The 17,330-nt window shown below is 69.5% G+C and carries 17 protein-coding genes and 1 pseudogene; 11 read left to right on the plus strand and 7 right to left on the minus strand.

The window, feature by feature from the left end; genetic code table 11:
* Nucleotides 1–368, minus strand: a pseudogene (locus FV217_RS13320) (ABC transporter ATP-binding protein); the annotation flags it as partial.
* Between the two features lie 391 nt (nucleotides 369–759).
* Between FV217_RS13320 and FV217_RS13325 the strand changes: the two are divergent.
* The 6 genes from FV217_RS13325 to FV217_RS13350 all read left to right on the plus strand — a co-directional run bounded on the left by FV217_RS13325 (nucleotide 760) and on the right by FV217_RS13350 (nucleotide 6,969).
* Complete coding sequence (locus FV217_RS13325; RefSeq protein WP_147817665.1) at nucleotides 760–2,751, plus strand: quinol:electron acceptor oxidoreductase subunit ActD; 1,992 nt, start codon at nucleotides 760–762, stop codon at nucleotides 2,749–2,751.
* A complete protein-coding gene (locus tag FV217_RS13330) occupies nucleotides 2,748–3,914 on the plus strand; it encodes a hypothetical protein (RefSeq protein ID WP_147817666.1) in 1,167 nt (388 codons plus the stop codon). Before FV217_RS13325 ends, FV217_RS13330 begins: the two co-directional genes overlap by 4 nt.
* Before the next feature lie 90 nt (nucleotides 3,915–4,004).
* Nucleotides 4,005–4,823: a class II glutamine amidotransferase gene (locus tag FV217_RS13335; protein WP_147817667.1), complete on the plus strand. Its 819-nt coding sequence runs from the start codon at nucleotides 4,005–4,007 to the stop codon at nucleotides 4,821–4,823.
* A gap of 253 nt (nucleotides 4,824–5,076) precedes the next feature.
* A complete protein-coding gene (locus FV217_RS13340) occupies nucleotides 5,077–5,823 on the plus strand; it encodes a sigma-70 family RNA polymerase sigma factor (RefSeq protein WP_147817668.1) in 747 nt (248 codons plus the stop codon).
* A 262-nt stretch (nucleotides 5,824–6,085) separates the two neighbouring features.
* Nucleotides 6,086–6,499, plus strand: coding sequence for a DUF1236 domain-containing protein (locus FV217_RS13345; protein ID WP_147817669.1), 414 nt, complete (start codon nucleotides 6,086–6,088; stop codon nucleotides 6,497–6,499).
* 194 nt (nucleotides 6,500–6,693) lie between these two features.
* Nucleotides 6,694–6,969 carry a hypothetical protein gene (locus FV217_RS13350; protein ID WP_147817670.1) on the plus strand — a complete coding sequence of 92 codons (276 nt, stop codon included), beginning with the start codon at nucleotides 6,694–6,696 and terminating at the stop codon, nucleotides 6,967–6,969.
* A gap of 32 nt (nucleotides 6,970–7,001) precedes the next feature.
* Here the strand turns inward: FV217_RS13350 and FV217_RS13355 are convergent, their stop codons facing one another.
* A complete protein-coding gene (locus tag FV217_RS13355) occupies nucleotides 7,002–7,520 on the minus strand; it encodes a TspO/MBR family protein (protein ID WP_147817671.1) in 519 nt (172 codons plus the stop codon).
* Between the two features lie 96 nt (nucleotides 7,521–7,616).
* On the opposite strand from FV217_RS13355, the gene FV217_RS13360 reads away from it, so the two are divergent.
* On the plus strand, nucleotides 7,617–8,828 hold the full coding sequence (locus FV217_RS13360) for an aminotransferase class V-fold PLP-dependent enzyme (RefSeq protein WP_147817672.1): 1,212 nt from the start codon (nucleotides 7,617–7,619) through the stop codon (nucleotides 8,826–8,828).
* A 64-nt stretch (nucleotides 8,829–8,892) separates the two neighbouring features.
* Nucleotides 8,893–9,339 carry a hypothetical protein gene (locus tag FV217_RS13365; protein ID WP_147817673.1) on the plus strand — a complete coding sequence of 149 codons (447 nt, stop codon included), beginning with the start codon at nucleotides 8,893–8,895 and terminating at the stop codon, nucleotides 9,337–9,339.
* 9 nt (nucleotides 9,340–9,348) lie between these two features.
* Here FV217_RS13365 and mdoH read toward each other — a convergent pair whose 3' ends face one another.
* Nucleotides 9,349–11,241, minus strand: a complete 1,893-nt coding sequence (mdoH, locus tag FV217_RS13370) for a glucans biosynthesis glucosyltransferase MdoH (protein WP_147817674.1) — start codon at nucleotides 11,239–11,241, stop codon at nucleotides 9,349–9,351.
* 204 nt (nucleotides 11,242–11,445) lie between these two features.
* On the opposite strand from mdoH, the gene FV217_RS13375 reads away from it, so the two are divergent.
* Entirely contained in the window at nucleotides 11,446–12,969 is a 1,524-nt protein-coding gene (locus tag FV217_RS13375) for a glucan biosynthesis protein G (RefSeq protein WP_246682779.1), read from the plus strand.
* A 46-nt stretch (nucleotides 12,970–13,015) separates the two neighbouring features.
* Entirely contained in the window at nucleotides 13,016–13,879 is an 864-nt protein-coding gene (gene panC / locus FV217_RS13380) for a pantoate--beta-alanine ligase (RefSeq protein WP_246682780.1), read from the plus strand.
* Nucleotides 13,880–13,883: 4 nt separating this feature from the next.
* On the opposite strand, the gene FV217_RS13385 is transcribed toward panC, so the two are convergent.
* The 4 genes from FV217_RS13385 to FV217_RS13400 form a co-directional block, all read right to left on the minus strand.
* Nucleotides 13,884–15,137, minus strand: coding sequence for a PHB depolymerase family esterase (locus FV217_RS13385; protein WP_147817677.1), 1,254 nt, complete (start codon nucleotides 15,135–15,137; stop codon nucleotides 13,884–13,886).
* A gap of 80 nt (nucleotides 15,138–15,217) precedes the next feature.
* Nucleotides 15,218–15,634, minus strand: coding sequence for a CopG family transcriptional regulator (locus FV217_RS13390; RefSeq protein ID WP_147817678.1), 417 nt, complete (start codon nucleotides 15,632–15,634; stop codon nucleotides 15,218–15,220).
* 65 nt (nucleotides 15,635–15,699) lie between these two features.
* Complete coding sequence (locus FV217_RS13395; RefSeq protein ID WP_147817679.1) at nucleotides 15,700–16,059, minus strand: hypothetical protein; 360 nt, start codon at nucleotides 16,057–16,059, stop codon at nucleotides 15,700–15,702.
* Nucleotides 16,060–16,255: 196 nt separating this feature from the next.
* Nucleotides 16,256–16,534: a hypothetical protein gene (locus tag FV217_RS13400; RefSeq protein ID WP_147817680.1), complete on the minus strand. Its 279-nt coding sequence runs from the start codon at nucleotides 16,532–16,534 to the stop codon at nucleotides 16,256–16,258.
* 328 nt (nucleotides 16,535–16,862) lie between these two features.
* Between FV217_RS13400 and FV217_RS13405 the strand changes: the two genes are divergently transcribed.
* Entirely contained in the window at nucleotides 16,863–17,123 is a 261-nt protein-coding gene (locus tag FV217_RS13405) for a hypothetical protein (RefSeq protein ID WP_147817681.1), read from the plus strand.
* Nucleotides 17,124–17,330: the final 207 nt, after the last annotated feature.

Genomic DNA, 17,330 nt, shown 5'->3' on the forward strand with positions numbered 1-17,330 from the left:
GCGCGCAGGCGGGTCGCCGCCCGGGCCTGCGCGGAAAAACAGACCCGGGCGACGAGCCAGCCGAGCCCGGCGAAGGCGAGCGCCGAGGCCGCGAGGCCGACGAGCGCCGCGAGTTCGAGCCCGTCCTCGCTCAAGCGGAAACCGGAGGCGATCGGGAAGAGCCGCGCCGGCTCGCCCGGAAACGGCAGTGCAAGGGCCAGGAACGGCAACGGCCCGGACTGGCCTGGGCTCAGCATGCAGATCAGGTCGCGCAGGCAGAGCAGGGCGAACAGGGCGAGCGGCGCGCCGAGGCCGACGCCGAGCGCCACGGCCGTCGCGTGCTGCCGCCGCGCAGAGGACCACGCGAACAGGATCGGATCACGCTCCATCGACAGGCCGCCTACGGCTTTGATGGTGGTGTTCGATGCGCATCATGTCCGGATCGGCTTAGAGGATCGCAGGATTTCAGGGAAGCGCGGGCATGGGACGGCAGGGCCGTGCGACATGTTGGAGATTCGGTCTGGGCGGCTTTTTGGATGAGCCCGGTACCGCTAGGGTCCGCCCGGGGGGCGACGTACCGTCCGTACCTCACGGAAACCGATGGCTTGCCCCAGATCGATCCCGCGATGACGAACCGTCGGCAGACCTGCGCCGACGGACCTGTTTCCGCGCTGTCATGCCCAGGCACGGCGGGCCTCGGATGGGCGTAGCGACCGCGGGATCGCGGGGACCGTTCTCAGGAGGACTTGTCCCGGCGCATGGCAGGACCGACTGAGCGCAATGTCGGCGAACCCTGCCCAGCATCCGAAACAGCGCCTCTACGGCGAACGCATCATCGCGGCCGACGAGACCGTCGAGGGCATCGGTCGGATTGTGACCGGCATCGTGCTCGCTCCGTCCGCCCCCGTGTACTGGTGGATCGCTTTCGCCGGGGCGTGCGGGCTCATCGTCGTGTTTGCCGTCTCGCTCGTCCATCTCTGGGCTGGGAACGCGGCGACGCCGGTCGTTTCGGCGCTCGCCATCGCCAGCTACGACTGGTGGGTCGGGATCGCCCACGGCAGCCTGCTGGTCTCCGCGGTGCTGCTGCTCGCCGGCGTCGAGTGGCGCTGCGCCGTCATTCGGATCGCGGAAACGGTCGCGTTGCTCGGCGCGATCGTGGCCGGGTTCTACGCTCTGCTGCCTCTCGGCCGACCGGGCTGGCTCGATCCGGCCTTGCCCTGGCGCGGCGCCGTCGGTCTCCTTCCACCGTTCGGTTCGCCCGCGGCCTGGGACGCGACGGGCCTCGCCTGCTGTATCGTGGTCTGTGCCGGCCTTTGGTATGTCGGGCTGCTGCCCGACCTCGCGACCCTGCGCGACGGCGCGGTCGAAGCGGCGCAAGCCCGGGCCGAGGCCGATGGCGCCGGACGCCCGCCGTCTCTGCTGCGGGCGCGGGTCTTCAGCCTTCTTGCGGTGGGCTGGCGCGGCTCGGCCGTGCAATGGCAGCGCTGGATCGAGGCCTATCGCGCCATCGCATTGCTCGGCGCGCTGCTCGTGATCGTGCTTCAGGCCGGCGCCTCGGTGGAACTTGCGGGCTCGGCACCGCCCGGCCGGCACGACACTCTGTTGCCGGTCACGCTCCTCGTTGGCGCAGTGCTGTCGGGCGTCGGGATCACGGGCGCACTCATCGTGGTTATCCGCGCCGTCTACGGCCTCGGCGGCCTCATCACCCGGCGCCACCTCGACGTCCTGTCTCGAATGATCCTCGTGCTCGGGCTCGCCAGCCTCTACTGCCATGTCGCCGAGACGCTCTCGACGCTGCTCCACGGCGACGCCGTCGCCCGTGGGATCGTGGCACGCGGCGTAGACGGCGACCTCGCCTGGATCTTCTGGTCGATCGTCGTTTGCGGTCTGCTGCCGGTGCAGGTGTTCTGGCTGCCGCGCGCCCGCCGCTCCGGCCTGCTCATCGCCCTCGTCGGCGCCCTCGTCGCCATCGGCACCTATGCCGACCACGTCATGCTCCTCGTCGTCTCGCTACAGAGCGAGGCCGTGCCGCTCCCGGCGGATGCGAACGTGCCCGGGATCGGGGACGTCGTCACCTTCGCGGGGTCGATCGGGCTGTTCCTGGCGCTGCTGCTCCTCGTTCTGCGCAGCCTGCCGATCGTCTCGATCGCCCAGACCCGGCAGCTCGCCATCGTCCACAACGCGCCCGAGGCGACCGCCGCGGTGGCGGCCGGGCCGGACGACACGGATGTCCCGATCCGGCGGATCGGCGCGGCCTTCGCGAGCGAGAAATCCCTGGCGGCCGCCGTCGCCGCGCTGCTCGGGCGCGATCGCGGTTTCCGCCTCGATGCCTGCGGCCCCGTGCCGATGCCGAGCGTATTCGCGGCGTTGCGACCGGTGGAGCATCCGATCCGCCGCACGGCGCTGGTCAGTTCGCTCGCCGGCGGGTTCGGGTTCCTGGCGCTCTGCCTCGCCGGGGCACTCTGGCTGTCGCCGCTCGGCACCGGGGCGCGGCTGCAGGCGTCCTGGCCGTTCTTCGTCCTGCCGAGCGTCGCTGTGGCGCTGGCGACGGGTACGCTGGCGATCCTGGTCACGCTCCTCGTGCGCAGCCGGCTGCCGCAGCGTAGCATGGCCATCGAGGGACCCGGCTTTCCGCGCTCCGCCCGGAACCGCTTCCGCCTGACGGCCGAGATCCGCGACGGCACGGACGATGCCGAGCGCATCGCGCGGCGTCTCGCAGGCCTCCCTGCGGATGCGGGGCGGCCGTCGGCGATGCGCCGGGTGCCGCGATGAGCTCGGACGCTCACCGCCGATCGCTGGCCGGCGCGCGCGTGCGCGCCGTGACGGCCTTGCCGCGGACGGCCCGCGCCTTCGCCCTCGATCCGCGGCGGCGAGCTGCCGTCGGGCTCGGTATCGGCGCGGCGGCCCTGTCGCTGGCCTTCCTCCTCGGCGGCTGGCGGGGCGGGATGGTCTCCTACCTCCCCGCCTGGCTCTGCCTGCTCGCGCTGCCCGCGGGGGCGCTGCCGGTGGCGATCATGGTCGAGCGCGCCGATGCCTGGCGGCCGCAGCCGGAGACGGCGCTGCTGGAGACCCTGCGCTGGCTGCTCACGCTGATGCCGGTGGCCGCTTGTCTCGTCCTGCCGATCCTGTTTGCCCTGCCGGTCCTCTATCCCTGGGCGGCGGGCGCGCCGCAGCCGAGCCCCCTGGCCGCGATCTGGTTCACCACGCCGTTTGTGCTCGCCCGCGTCTGCATTGCCTTCACCGTGTGGATCGCGCTGGCGATCCTCTTCGCCCGCCGTGGCGGAGAACCCTGGGGCAAGGCCGGCCGCATCGACGACGGACGCGCCGTGCTCGGCCTCGGGCTGCACATGCTGTTCGGATCGCTGATGGCGGGCGATCTGGTGATGGCGGCCTCCGCGCAGTTTTCCTCGAGCCTGTCCGGCCTGCTGCTGATGGCAGGCTGGAGCAGCCTCGCGCTCAGCGCCGCGATCCTCGTCGCCCCGCCGGATGTCGGCCCCTCGCGACGGCGGCTCGACCGGTTGACCCCGCTCGCCATCCTCCTGGCGATCTGGGCGGCGATGCACATCGTGCAGGCCCTGATCCTGCGACCCACCGACCTGACCGAGGCCGCCGCCTGGTACGCAGCCCGCGGCAACGCCGGGGGCCGGACGCTCGCCGTCTTCGCCGGCGCCTTGGTCGTCCTTGCGGCCGCCACGACCCTGAAACCCGGCGAATACCGTGCCCGCCTCGTCGCAGCGCTGGCCCTCGCCGTGCAGATGCTGGCGCTCGCCTGGTTCGTGACGCCGTCCCTGCGCGGCACCTTCACGATCACCCTCGTCGACACCCTGGCGTTCGTCGGCGTGGCGGGTCTCGCGATCGGGCTGCAGCCGCTGGCGCGGCGGTTTTTTCCGGGGCTCGTCGTCGCGGGGGCCGCACCCGCGCCGCCGCACCACTGACGGTTGTCCCCGGCGCTTTTCAACCCGGACGCCCTTGCTCTACACCGGCGGGGCTTCAACCCGCGAAAAACACAAGCCCTAGAAGTCCCTATGTGCGAACTGCTCGGCATGAGCGCGAACGTGCCCACCGACATCCGCTTCTCCTTCGCGGGACTGGCGAAACGCGGCGGCGAGACCGGGCCGCATGCCGACGGCTGGGGCATCACCTTCTACGAGGGCGGACGCGGCTGCCGCTCGTTTCACGATCCCGATCCGAGCGCACAATCGGAACTCGCCAAGCTCCTCAAGCGCTATGCGATCAAGAGCCGCATCGTCGTGGCACACGTTCGCAAGGCCAATCGCGGCCGGGTCAGCCTCGAGAACACCCACCCCTTCAGCCGGGAGCTGTGGGGGCGGCGCTGGACCTTCGCCCATAACGGCCAACTCAAGGGCATCAAGAAGCGCCCCCTCGGCCGCTTCGAGCCCATCGGCTCCACCGACAGCGAGTATGCCTTCTGCTGGATCATGTCCCGGCTCGAAGAACGCTGGGCGAAACCGCCACGGCTGGCGCAGCTCGACGCCGCCGTCGCCGAGCTCTGCCTCGACCTCAACGGGCTCGGCGTCTTCAACATGCTGCTATCGGACAGCCGGGTGCTCTACGCCCATTGCGGCAAGCGCCTTTGCTACCTCACCCGCTGCGCTCCCTTCGGCACCGCGACCCTGATCGACGAGGACTGGCGGGTCGATTTCGCGCAGGAGACCAAGGAGACGGACGTCGTCACCATGATCGCGACCCGGGCGCTCACCCGCGACGAAACCTGGACAGAGCTCGCCCGCGGCGACACGGTGGTGTTCAAGGACGGCGCCGTGAGGCTGCTCAGGCCGGGCCGGCGCGCGGTGGCGGTCGCTCTGCCCTGCGGTTGCGACTGACGGCCCCGTAACGACCGTCCGCCGACCTGGCGCCTCCGCCGCCGGACGGTCATCGAGGTGGCCTCGACGGTCACAGATGGCGTGTCCGCGCGCAACGCCGGCTCGAAAAAGTCGGAAAGACCGGCCAAGCTCGTCGCCGAGCCCGCCCCTCGGGATGCGCTCGGCTCTGCGATGCGGTAGAGTTCCGCCCGTCTCGCAGGAGACACGGACCGAGCCGCCCGACGCCCACCGATCGAAGCACGCTTAAAGCATCATGAGCCGCAACGAGACCGACGCCACCCTCGATCATTCCGCCGAGGACAGCGCCGAGGGTCGTCCGAACCTCTCGGCCAGCATCCGCACCCATCTCGGCGACCAGTTGCGGACCGTCTACGAGACGCTCGGCACGTCGGATGCGGTCACCGCCCGTTTTGCCGACCTCATCGAAAAGCTCGAAGCGGCCCTGAAAGCTCAGGGCGAGCGGGTCGATCCCGAGTTCCGCAACGGATTGCTCGCGGCCGTACCGTCGCTCCGGGCCTTCGCGCTGTCGCTGACTTCGAACCCGGCCCGCTCGGACGATCTCGTCCAGGACACGCTGATGAAGGGCTGGCAGCACCGCGCGCGCTTTCAGCCCGGCACGAACCTGAACGCCTGGCTGTTCACGATCCTGCGTAACATCTTTTATTCGGACCACCGCAAGCGCGTGCGCGAGGTCGAGGATCAGGACGGCTCCTACGCCGCCCGTCTCGCCACCGCCCCGCACCAGGGCGACCGCCTCGACGTAGAGGACCTGCAGACCGCCTTGGCCAAGCTGCCGCCGGACCAGCGCGAGGCTCTCGTGCTGGTCGGCGCCGAAGGTGTCTCCTACGAGGAAGCCGCCACCATCATGGGCTGCAAGGTCGGCACCGTGAAGAGCCGCGTCAGCCGTGCTCGAGGCCGCCTCGCCGAACTTCTCGGATATGACGAGGAAGACCTCGGCTCGGACCGGTTCATCCAATCGGCGATGCCGAAGGACGCGTGATCCGCAGCGAACGTCCCCGATGGCGTCGCCGCAGGGCATGACGATCCGGGATCGACCCTGAGATTCACGCCGGGAGTGGTCGGTCGGCGGAATTCCCTACAGGTCGACGGCCTTCGAGAAGACTTTTGCGGGCTGGGGACTGCCCGAAGAAGGGTCGTCCTTCTCGATCTTTCGATGCATCCCTTTTCGAGGTCGCGACGTTACCGGGCCATGTCCGCACCGCTTGCTGCGTAGCGGGATGTTCGAAACGGAGTTGCCTGCCATGAAGCTCAAGACCCTTCTCGCTGTTTCCGCCTTCGCCCTGGCGCTGCCGATGGCCGCGCAAGCCCAGGGCACCGTCCGCGGTGCCGAGCGCGGCGCGCAGGAAGGCGGCGATGCGGCTGGTCCGATCGGCGCGATCGTCGGTGGTGCCGTCGGCGCTGCGACGGGCACCGTCGGCGGCATCCTGGGTGTCGAGGACCGTCCGCGCTTCCGCTCCTACGTCCGCGAGCGCAACGTTCGCTCCTACGATTATGACGGCCGCGTCGCCGTCGGCTCGGCGCTGCCGAGTGCCGGTGTGACCTATTACGACGTGCCGAACGAGTACAGCGTCGCCCGCGGCACCCGCTACACCGTGGTCAACGACACCCCGGTGCTCGTCGACAGCCGTGGTCACATCGTCGAAGTGCTCAATTGATCGCTTCACTGTAATCGACGCGTTCGAAGCCTGATCGACAAAGCCCCGGCGTTCCGCGCCGGGGCTTTTCATGTCGGAATACCTGCCGCATTGTCGACTGGTCGACGGTTTTCGCGCCTATCGGCGCAACGCTTTACCACCTCGCCCGTTAAGCTGCTCGAAGGACGCGCCAGCGATCCGAGGCACGAGCGGCCATGACCAGCGACGACGACACCACATTGCCGGAGCCGGTGCGGGACCATCTCGGCCAGCAGCTCCGCTCGATCTACACGGTCGGCGAGCCGAAGCCCGAGTTCCTCGGCGACGAGGCCGGCGTACCGCTGGAATTCGCCCCGCAGATCGAGCGGCTCGAAACCCGCCTCAAGACCCACGAAGAGGGCACCGAGGCCGTCGAGCAGGCCCTCGACAAGATCCTCGACGCATTCGGTGTGGTCGGGGAGACATCGAAAGTGCCGGGTCAGGCGGGCTGAGGTTCGCGGCTTTCGTCGGGCTCGCGTGCCGCTCAGTTCAGCTGCCAGATCGCGGCATTGAGCAGGGTCGCGAACGAGACCCAGGCCGCGTACGGCACCAGCAGCCACGCCGCGAGACGGTCGAAGCGCCAGGACAGGCGAATCGTCCAAAAAATCATCACCAGCATCGCCAGCGAGACGACGAGCCCGGCGCCGATCGCGTGGGCGGCAAAGAAGACCGGCGTCCAGGCGGCGTTGAGGACGAGCTGCATCAGGAAGGCGGCGAGTGCCAGCCACCAGGCGCGGCCCGTCGGTCCCGCCACGGGCCGCGCCCCCAGCAGCCGCCAGAGCGAGACCGCGATCATCGTGTAGAGGATGGTCCAGGCGACCGGGAACGCCCAGTTCGGCGGGTTGAAACTCGGTTTCTGGATCGTCGTATACCAGCCCTCGATGTTCGAGCCGGTCGAGAGCGAGCCGACGGCCGTGGCCAGCGCAACGGGTAGGATCGTGGCTGCGATCCTGGGAAGTGTGGGCAGCACGGGGCGCGCAGGCACCGCGAAAGGGTCGGTCATGTGGTGTTCGTGGTCCTGAAAGAGTCGCGGCCGTTGCACCGGCGGCCCGCATCGCCCAAGGCAGTCCCGTCACACAAGACCGCCCGGAGCGACGTCATGCCCTCCAACTCGCAACCACCCGATCCGGATGCAGCGGAGCTGGGCGACGAGCCGGCCGCTGCTTACGCGAAACGGACGCGCGCCGCACAAGCGATGGGGCAGATCGATCCGGTGACGAAGGCGGTGGTGGCGCCGATCCACGTCTCGACCACGTTCCAGCGCGACCCGGACAACGCCTACACCTCCGGCTTTTCGTATGGCCGCGCCGACAACGCCACGGTGCGGGAGGCCGAGAGCGTCATGGCGATGCTGGAGGAGGCCGAAGGCGCGCTGCTGTTCGGCTCCGGCATGGCGGCGGCGGCGGCGCTCTTCTGTGCGCTGGGGCCGGGCGACCACGTTATCGCGCCCCGCGTGATGTACTGGGGCCTGCGGCGCTGGCTGAACCAGGAGGGGCCGCGCCTGCAGCTCTCCGTCGATTTCGTCGATACGGAAACGCCGGACGCGATCCGGGCGGCGATCCGGCCCGGACAAACGAAACTCGTCTGGATCGAGACGCCGGGTAATCCGCTCTGGACCATCACCGACATCGCCGCCGCCGCCGAGATCGCCCATGCGGCCGGGGCCCGGCTCGCCGTCGATTCGACCGCGGCCTCGCCGATCCACACCCGCCCCCTCGGACTCGGGGCCGACATCGTGATGCATTCGGCCACCAAGATCCTGAACGGCCATTCCGACGTCATCGCCGGCGTGCTGACCTGCGCGCGGGCAGACGCGTTCTGGGAGCGGATCACCGCGATCCGGGCCAGCTGGGGGGCGATCCTCGGGCCGTTCGAGGCCTATCTGCTGATGCGCTCGCTGCGCACGTTGCACCTGCGCGCCAGCGCGCAGGCCGCCGGCGCCGCCATTCTGGCCGAGCACCTCGCCGCACATCCGCTGGTGAGCGGCGTGCTCTATCCGGGCTTGGCCGACCATCCGGGGCACGCCATCGCTGCACGCCAGATGGAGAACGGCTTCGGGTTCATGCTCTCGATCCGCGTGACGGGCGGAGAAGCGGCGGCGATCGAGACCGCGGCGGCAGTGAAGCTCTGGAAGCGTGCCACCTCGCTCGGCGGTGTCGAGAGCCTGATCGAGCACCGCGCCTCGGTGGAGGGGCCGGGCACGCCCTGCCCGTCCGACCTCCTGCGGCTCTCAACCGGCATCGAGGACCCGGCCGACCTGTTCGACGATCTCGATCAGGCGCTGCGGGTGGCGCATGACGAAGCGCGCTGACCGAGAGGCGGTGCCGTTTCCGGATTCCGCGCGTTGTCCGGGCAAATCCACCGGAGCCGACACGATGCGACACCCGATCCCGAGACTGTGCGCCGCCCTCGGGCTGACCCTGCTGGCCGGGCAGGCCTTTGCCGAAGGCCCCCCGGATCTCGACGTGGAAAAGACCTGTCGTTCGTCCGGCCGGGTCCAGGTGGGCCTGAGCGAGAAGGAGAGCCAGGACGGCTGCCTGCGCTCCGAACGCCAGGCACATGACGAGCTGACGAAGCGCTGGGGCGAGTTCAGCCCGGATGCGAAGGCGCAATGCTCGAAGCAGTCGGAGGCCGGTGGCTTCCCGTCCTACGTCGAGACCGTGACCTGCCTCGAACTCGCCAGCGGCACGGTGCCCGCCCAGACCAACGGCGGCGACCCCGCGCCGAAGGGTGCAGCCACCGGCGGCAGCAAGGGCAGCGCGCTCACCGCTGAGCCCTCGCCCAAGGAGCGCACCAACCCGATCGACGTGCTGAACAAGTAGCCGTCGGTTCTACCGGGACGACGGCGCGTCGACGGCCGGGATCCACGCGGTGGCTCCGGTCGGCGCCGTCGAAGCAGGCACCGGCAGCCGGCCGTGGTGCAGTTCGGCGAGTTCCGGAGCCTGCCGCGTGTCGTCCTCGGTGAGGAAGAGCCCGGCGGCCTTGGAGCGCAGGCCGAGGGTCGTGCTGCTGGTCAGCACGCTCTGGGCCGGGCTCGCGAGCAGTGCCAGGGCGACCGGCCCCATCCAGAGCGCGAGCCACGGATCGGCGGCGTAGGCGAGGAGCGCGGTCAGCGCGAGACCGACGACGATCCCGTCGCTCTGCAGGCGACAGGCCTCGCGCCACGGCACCCGGCGGTCGTCGCGCGCCTGGGAATCCCAGCGGACCACGCGGCCGGCGAGCGTCGTCAGCACGGCGCCGGAGGCGAACAGCGCCATCACCGGCCAGAGCAGAATCCAGGTGACCTGCTCGATCGCGGCGCTTTTCAGGAGCGATGCGGTGCCGCCGAACGACGCCCGGCGCTCGGGCGAGGCCAGCACGTAGCCAAGGCTCAGGAGTTTCGGTAGCGCCATCACCGTCAAGACGAGGGCGGCGAGGATGTGGGCCGCCGCCGTGCTGCCAGTCAGCCCGTAGCCGAGGAGGCCGAGTTCGCCCGACCGCACGGCCTGCACCGTGCCGAGCGCCAGGAAGGCGACCCAGATCGGATAGGCGAGATACATCAGGATGCCGACGATCATGTGCCAGCGGCTGGCCCAGCCGAAGCCGGGCATCGGCGCGACGCGTCCGTGCTGCAGGTTGCCCTGGCACCAGCGGCGGTCGCGGCCGAGGAGATCGATCAGGTTCGTCGGCATCTCCTCCCAAGTGCCGCCCATCTCGGGCAGGAGATGCACGTCCCAGCCGGCCCGGCGCAGCAGGGCGCCCTCGACGATGTCGTGGCAGAGGATCTCGCCGCCGAGCGGGGCCTTGCCGGACAGCACCGGAAGCTCGGCGTTCTGGGCGAAGGCAGCGATGCGCAGGATTGCGTTGTGGCCCCAATAGGATCCGTCCGGTCCCTGCCAGGTCTCGAGGCAGCGGAGACTCAGCGGTGCGTAGAGCCGCACGGCGAATTGCTGGATGCGGGCGAACAGCGTGTCGCGGCCGGCGGCGTAGGAGACGGTCTGGATCAGCCCGGCCCGAGCATTCTCCTCCATCAGCCGGACGAGGCGACGCATGGTGGCGCCGGTCATCAGGCTGTCGGCGTCGAGCACGATCATGAAGTCGTATTCGTCGCCGTAGCTGTGACAGAACTCGGCGATGTTGCCGGCCTTGCGCCCCAAATTCTTGTCGCGGCGGCGATAGCGGATGGTGGGCATGCCGTGGCCCTCCGTCTCGGCCCAGGCCTGGATGCGCGAAAACTCGTGCTCCTCGACCGCGCTGATCGCGCCCTCGCGAGTGTCGGACAAGACGAACAGGTCGATGTCCGAGCCGTCGCCGCCAGCGCGCTGAAGCGAGCGGGCCATTACGCGGACGGCGGCGAACACCGCGATCGGGTCCTCGGCGTGGATCGCGACCACAGCCGCGGTGCGCGTCAGGCCGGTGGCGTGCGGGGTAATGGTCTCGGAGCGCTGTTCCAGTGCCGACTTCACCCGGTCGCCCATCAGCGCGGCGCCGAGGCCGTAGACGTACTGCCACGCCGTGAACACCTGCCAGGCCATGGCCAGCACGAACAGGACGAGCACGCTCCAGGCGAGCGCCCCGGCCGGCACCCCGAAGGCATGGATCGCCGCCCAGGCGATCGCCGCGGTGGTCGCGAGCGTCGGCACGGCGAGCGCGAGGCGGCGCAGCAGGAACGAAGGACGCTCGGCATCGTTGGGAGCCGGTCCCTCGACCCCGGGAGCTTCGTGCGACAAAGGTGAGGTGGACATGCGGGTCGCGAGGGCTCGATGAGAAACCGGGACCACCCACCCGGACAGGGAAGATGGATGCGTGAGCGCCCCGAGAGTGCTTCGGCCCGGACAGACGAGTCCCGGGAGGCTCGCTTCTCGCGGCGAGGATTGTTGCGGACGTCGCTCGCCTCGGCAGCGGGCACGCTCCTGCCTAGTGCGTTCGACCTGAATGGTGCCCGAACGATGGCGCAGATTGCCGCTCCCCCTCTTCCGGAGATTCCCGCGACCTATGAGAGCTTCGTCGAAAGGGCCAAGGCGGCGGCCGCTGCCCCCTATCGCCCGGCACCCGAGGACCTGCCCCAGGAACTCGCGGCGCTGAACTACGACGCCTATCAGCGCATCGTCTTCCGGCCGGAAAAGACCGTCACGCTCGGCCCACGCTTCTCACTGCAGCCCTTCCACCGCGGCTTCCTGCAGAGGAAACGCGTCGACATCGCGCTGCAGGCCGGAGACGGATCGTCGCGTCGGCTCGACTACGATGCCGCCCTGTTCGATCTCGGCCCCGCGCTGCAGGGGCGGACGTTTCCGCCGTCTCTCGGCTATGCCGGATTCCGGCTGAATTTCGGGTTCGACGCGGCCAAACCGGGAGCGCAGGAGGAATTCCTGGTCTTTCTCGGCGCCTCGTATTTTCGCCTGCGCGGCAAGGGCCAGGTCTATGGCCTCTCGGCGCGCGGCGTCGCCGTGAACACCTTCGGGCCGGGCACCGAGGAGTTTCCCGACTTCACGGCGTTTCGGATCCTCGAACCGAGCGAAAACTCCGAAGACATCACGATCCTGGCGCTGCTCGACGGGCCGAGCCTGTCGGGCGCCTACCGCTTCGTGGTGACGCCGGGCGATCCCGCGCACATCGCCGTCACCGCCTCGCTGCATCCGCGCCGCGAGATCGCGCGGCTCGGCCTCGCGCCGCTCACCAGCATGTTCCTGCACGGTGAGAACGGTGCCGGCGCCCGCGGGGCCGAGCCTTTCGACGATTTCCGTCCCCAGGTGCATGATTCCGATGGCCTCGTGGTGGAGACGGTGGGCGACCGGCTCTGGCGGCCCCTCGTCAACGGACGCAAGACCACCGGCATCTCGGCGTTCAAGACCGAACCGCTGCAGGGTTTCGGCCTGCTCCAGCGCGACCGGCGCTTCTCCGATTATCTGGATGTCCAGGCTCGCCACGAGGACCGTCCGGGACTCTGGGTGAAGCCGGAGGCGGGCAGCTCCGCCTTCGCATCCGGCGCGGTGCAGCTCTTCGAGATTCCCTCGCGCGAGGAGTACACCGACAACATCGTCGCCGCCTTCGTGCCCACGGCCAAGGTCGTGCCCGGGCAGTCCCTCGACCTCACCTACGGCCTGACCACGGTGGGCGCCGAGCCGGTGGCCCTGCTGCCGGGTACGCTTGCCCGCGTGGTCTCGACCCGCGTCGGCTCGGCCGAGCGCCTGCGCCCGACCAACCCGCCGAGCCCCCAGCGCCGCCTCTACGTGATCGATTTCGCGGGCGAGGGGCTTCCCACCGACCCGAACGCGCAGATCGACGTTGCCCTCTCGGCGAGCGCCGGCGCCTTCGTCGATCCCTTCACGGAGCGTGTGGCGCAGACCGGGGGCTGGCGCCTCTACGCCGAGTACCGCCCGCCGAACTCGCTCCCCCCCGGCGACGTCGTGCTGCGCGCGCGGCTCTCGCATGCGGGCAGGACGATCACCGAGACCTGGGACGCGGTGGCGTAGGCGGGGCGCCACACCTACATCGGCGGCCAAGACAGGAGCCGCCGCCTTGCCCACGCCCATCCCCGTCGTTTTCGAAGCTGTCGCTCCGCTGCGCAATCAGGTCCGCGCGTGGCGCGAAGGGGGCGACACCATCGTGCTCGTGCCGACCATGGGTGCGCTGCACGAAGGCCACCGCGCCCTCGTCGCCTATGCCAAGACCCTCGGGCGACGGGTGGTGGCGAGCATCTTCGTGAACCCGACCCAGTTCGGGCCGACGGAGGACTTTTCGCGGTATCCGCGCGACGTCGATGCCGATCTCGCGGCGCTTGCCGAGGCCGGCGCGGATGCGGCCTATGTGCCGACCGCCGAGACGATGTACCCGGAGGGCTTTGCCAGCCGGATCGAACTCGACGGCCCGTCCGAGGGGCTGTGCGGCGACTTTCGGCCCGGCCATTTTTCGGGCGTCGCCACGGTGGTGACGAAGCTGATCAATCAGGCCCAACCCGACATCGCCCTCTTCGGCGAGAAAGACTTTCAGCAGCTTCAGGTCATCCGCCGCGTCACCCGTGACCTCGACATGCCCGTGTCGATCGCCGGCTTGCCGACGCTGCGGGAAGCGGACGGCCTCGCCCTGTCCTCGCGCAACCGCTACCTCAGCGCGGCCGAGCGAGCCGTGGCGCCGCGCCTCCATGCCGTTCTCGAGGGTATCGCAAAGAACCTCGCGGCGGGGGGCGAGGCCGGCCCGCTCCTGGCCGAAGGCCTCGAAACGCTGGAGGCCGCCGGCTTCGGGCCGGTGCAGTATCTCGCGGTGCGCGACGCCGAGACGCTGAGCCCCGTCACGCGGGTGGAACGTCCCGCCCGCGTGCTGGTGGCGGCCTATCTCGGTCGCACCCGGCTCATCGACAACGTCGCCGTCGCGCCGGGGTCCTGACCGTTCAGCGGCGCAGATCGCCGAGCCGGTGCTCCGCGAAAAAGTCGAGCATGGCGCGAGAGGCGTCGGGGCCGAGCGGGTCGGTATAGCTCCCCGCCTTGCTGCCGCCTGACCAGGCATGGCCTGCACCATCCATGCGCCAGGACTCGACTTGCACGCGTCCCTGTCCGTCGGCGTAGCGCGCGCGGACATAGCGATGGCCGCCGGCCTGTGTGCCGCTTTCGCGGCGCGGGGATAAAGCGGCGATCCCGGCCTGGGCCAGCACCTCGTCGCCGTTCTTCGGGCTTACGGTGGCGTCGCTTGCGCCGTGGAACACGATGGTCGGCACGCGCACCGCATCCGTCGCCTGCCCCGTGCCGAAGCCCGAGCCTCCGCCGGGCAGTTCTGAGCCCGGCGCTCCGGCCCGCATCGCCATGAGCGCCGAGGGCAGGTCACGGGCCGAGCCGGCCGCCAGCCCCGAATGGACGCCGACGCCAGCGAAGAGATCGGGATAGGCCCGGGCGACGTTGACCGCCTTCGCGCCACCGGCCGAGAGGCCAGCGATGTAGACCCGCGCCGGATCGATCGGGTGTTCGGCGAGGATCGCCCGGGTCAGCCCGGCGATGATGCCGGTTTCGCCCCGCTCGCGGCCCTGGTCGTTGGGCTGGAACCAGTTCCAGCACTTCTGGGCGTTGGCGCCCTGAATCTGGCGCGGATAGGCCACGTAGATCCCATCGTGCTGCGCCAGCTCGTTCATGCGGGTGCCGGCGGCGAAGTCGTCCGGCGACTGGGTGCAGCCGTGCAGCATCACCACGAGGGGGCGCGGCCCCGTCTGTCCGGTGGGGATGAACAGCTTGTACTCCCGCGCGCCGGCAGCGTTGGAGAAGTTGCGCTCGACGAAGCGCGGATCGACCGGACCGCGGTTTTCGGGCTGCAACCCCGGGAAATCCAGGCCACCCAGTCCTTTAACCGGAGCGATCCCGCGCAGGCCCTTCAACACCTGAGCTAGTCCCTCACGCAGGCGGCCGGGCAGGATCGCAGCATGGATGTCGGACTCCACGGGCTCGGGGCGTGACGCTTTCGCCGTGGCAGCTGCGGTTTCGTTCGCGACGAGATCGATGGTCTGCGGTTGCCGACGTGTCTCGCGGGAGGCAGGCGCCCGATCCGAGAGGCCGCGCTGGATCAACGCCGCAGCGTCCTGCAGCCGTCCAGCCTGCGTCAGGCGGGTGGCCTCCGCCAGATCGGCGAGGTTCGGCATCTTGAAGGCATGTTCGGTCATCGAAAACGCTTTCTGCGAAGGCTCGGCTTGGCACCCGAAGCACCACATGCCGGCCGATGAAGGGGGAAAACCGATAGGAATCAGCGCACTCGGTCGGCCAGCGCCTCGCGGACGGCCGGGCTCGCCTGCAAGCTGCCGAGCACTTCGATCGAGGCGATGGTGGCGCGGGCGAGCTCCGCCGGCACGTCGGGGGCGATCACTGCGAGGCCGAGCACCCGGATGTCGAGCATCTCGCCGGCCGACTGCAGGGTTTCGAGCTCGGCCCGCCGGAAATGCCGCAACCCGAGCTCGACGCTCTTGCGGGCCACCGACTGCCGCGTGATCTCGGCATGCCGATCGATCTGGTTCCGGATTGCGGTGCGGATGAAATCGCTGCGGTTGGCGTAGACGCCCTCCGAGACGAGGAGGTCGATATGGCCGAGGTCGACGTAGCCGAGATTGATCGTGATCTTCTCGGTGTCGCCAGCCTTCGTGGCTGCCTGCTTCATCGAAACCATCCTGAAACCATCCGTGTGGATGGCATATGGAGGGTTTTAGCGGTGTTGCAAGCCCGGCGAAGTCGTCAGGCCGGTTCGAGCCGGTCGGCGGGGACCGAGTGGACCAGCCGCCCGACCTCGTCGAGGGCGCGGGCGACCTTGACCGCATGGCCCTCGTTCCAGAACAGCCCGGCGCAGGCGAGCGGGATCAGGACGATGCTGGCGACGAGCGCCCCGAAGCTGTCGCCGAGGCGGGAGGTGATGCCCTGGGGCGCGGCGACCACGTCGTCATTGCCGCCGAGCGAAGCGCCCAGCGCGTCGTCACCGCTCGCGGAATCCAAGGTCCAGTCGCCGTCTGCCATGGCGCTCCCCACGCCGTCGCAGGCGCGGCAGAAGGCGACGAGCATAGCGAGGCTCGCAGGGTCTTCGATCCCGGATTCCGACACCGCACCGTCCGGTACGGGGGGACCACCTATTTGCGTCGCCGGATACAGCTCTCCGTTGTCGCCAGGGAGATCCGCAACGTTCGGAGAGTACGCGTGGCGGAGGGCCGGCGCCGCGTATCCGGCTCGACGGCTCGTCGATCCACGAAAAAGGGCCGGGCATGGCCCGACCCTTCGCAGCAGAGAGTGCGAAGCCGGCTCAGTTGGCCTTCTTCATCGCGCCGCCGTCCTTGCTCATGGAGCCTTCCTTCTCCATGGCCCCGTCCTTCTTCATCGCACCACCCGTGGTGCCCGCACCGCTCTTCATCGCGCCGCCATTGGCCGGTGCGTTGCCGGGCTCCGCGGCCGACGAATTGGTGGTTGAACCGCCGGTGACGTTGCCGCCCGAACCGTTACCCCCCGGTGCGCCCTGGGCCCAGGCGGCTCCGGTCAGTGACAGTGCGAGGGTGGCGGCGAGGGTGAGCGTGGTGATGCGCATCGGACGTTTCTCCTGATGTTTATTATGGACATGGAGAACCGCCCGCCTTCGCAATTGTTCGATATCCCTCACACCAATGCAGTCGATGCGTCCGAAACCGTACGCATGAAAAGCCGAAAATCGACCATGTGCGAGAACAGCAACAGCTTGATCGGTCACACTCCGAGACATCAAGGCCGGAAATACCTCACATGGACTGAAGCGCAGACCCCGCATCATTGACAGAACCTGACGCCGGCGAAATTGTCCGGACCGCTCAACTCGGAAATTCGGGTGTCTGCGTCGTCGCCGAGAGATCGACGAAACGCTGTATGGGGACGCTTGCGGCATGTCACAGCCCAGCCGGTACCGGATCGAGACCGCAGCCTGCCCGGCGAACCCGGGTTATCATCGCTGGACGGTGTATCGGGACGACAAGCCCCTCGACCTGCCGGGATACGCCTACACGACGACCTGGGCCGCGAGCGAGGCGGCCCGCGTCGCCCTGCACTGGCACCTCGTGCTGACCCCGCTGCGGGCGCAGCCGGACCTGCAGGGCTACCCCGTCCTCGGTCCAGTAGCCGCAGACCCGACGCGCGCGGCCGCCTGAACGGACGCGGCGCGCTGCAGGCAGGCCCGTCGATCTGCGGCCCCGCCATGGACTTGCGGCGCAAACGAAGCCGACCCGGCCGAGCAGAGATGCCATGGCGTGATATCGACGGCCGGCGGTTTCGGCTCTCCCGCACTCGGCCGCCGGCAAGCGTGAATGCGCGTCGCCGCTGGCGCCGGGGGGCAGAAGGCGTCGGCCGTCAGAGCC

Origin of the sequence: Methylobacterium sp. WL9 (assembly GCF_008040035.1) — a bacterium.
Taxonomy (GTDB): Bacteria; Pseudomonadota; Alphaproteobacteria; order Rhizobiales; family Beijerinckiaceae; genus Methylobacterium; species Methylobacterium thuringiense.

Bases quoted from the DNA above. Each gene is read 5' to 3' on its own strand.
- FV217_RS13385 (WP_147817677.1), bottom strand. From the start codon at position 15,137: ATGACCGAACATGCCTTCAAGATGCCGAACCTCGCCGATCTGGCGGAG.
- FV217_RS13375 (WP_246682779.1), top strand. From the start codon at position 11,446: ATGGCGCAGATTGCCGCTCCCCCTCTTCCGGAGATTCCCGCGACCTAT.
- FV217_RS13325 (WP_147817665.1), top strand. From the start codon at position 760: ATGTCGGCGAACCCTGCCCAGCATCCGAAACAGCGCCTCTACGGCGAA.
- FV217_RS13330 (WP_147817666.1), top strand. From the start codon at position 2,748: ATGAGCTCGGACGCTCACCGCCGATCGCTGGCCGGCGCGCGCGTGCGC.
- FV217_RS13350 (WP_147817670.1), top strand. From the start codon at position 6,694: ATGACCAGCGACGACGACACCACATTGCCGGAGCCGGTGCGGGACCAT.
- FV217_RS13390 (WP_147817678.1), bottom strand. From the start codon at position 15,634: ATGGTTTCGATGAAGCAGGCAGCCACGAAGGCTGGCGACACCGAGAAG.
- FV217_RS13405 (WP_147817681.1), top strand. From the start codon at position 16,863: ATGTCACAGCCCAGCCGGTACCGGATCGAGACCGCAGCCTGCCCGGCG.
- FV217_RS13340 (WP_147817668.1), top strand. From the start codon at position 5,077: ATGAGCCGCAACGAGACCGACGCCACCCTCGATCATTCCGCCGAGGAC.
- FV217_RS13360 (WP_147817672.1), top strand. From the start codon at position 7,617: ATGCCCTCCAACTCGCAACCACCCGATCCGGATGCAGCGGAGCTGGGC.
- FV217_RS13335 (WP_147817667.1), top strand. From the start codon at position 4,005: ATGTGCGAACTGCTCGGCATGAGCGCGAACGTGCCCACCGACATCCGC.
- mdoH (WP_147817674.1), bottom strand. From the start codon at position 11,241: ATGTCCACCTCACCTTTGTCGCACGAAGCTCCCGGGGTCGAGGGACCG.
- FV217_RS13400 (WP_147817680.1), bottom strand. From the start codon at position 16,534: ATGCGCATCACCACGCTCACCCTCGCCGCCACCCTCGCACTGTCACTG.
- FV217_RS13345 (WP_147817669.1), top strand. From the start codon at position 6,086: ATGAAGCTCAAGACCCTTCTCGCTGTTTCCGCCTTCGCCCTGGCGCTG.
- FV217_RS13365 (WP_147817673.1), top strand. From the start codon at position 8,893: ATGCGACACCCGATCCCGAGACTGTGCGCCGCCCTCGGGCTGACCCTG.
- FV217_RS13355 (WP_147817671.1), bottom strand. From the start codon at position 7,520: ATGACCGACCCTTTCGCGGTGCCTGCGCGCCCCGTGCTGCCCACACTT.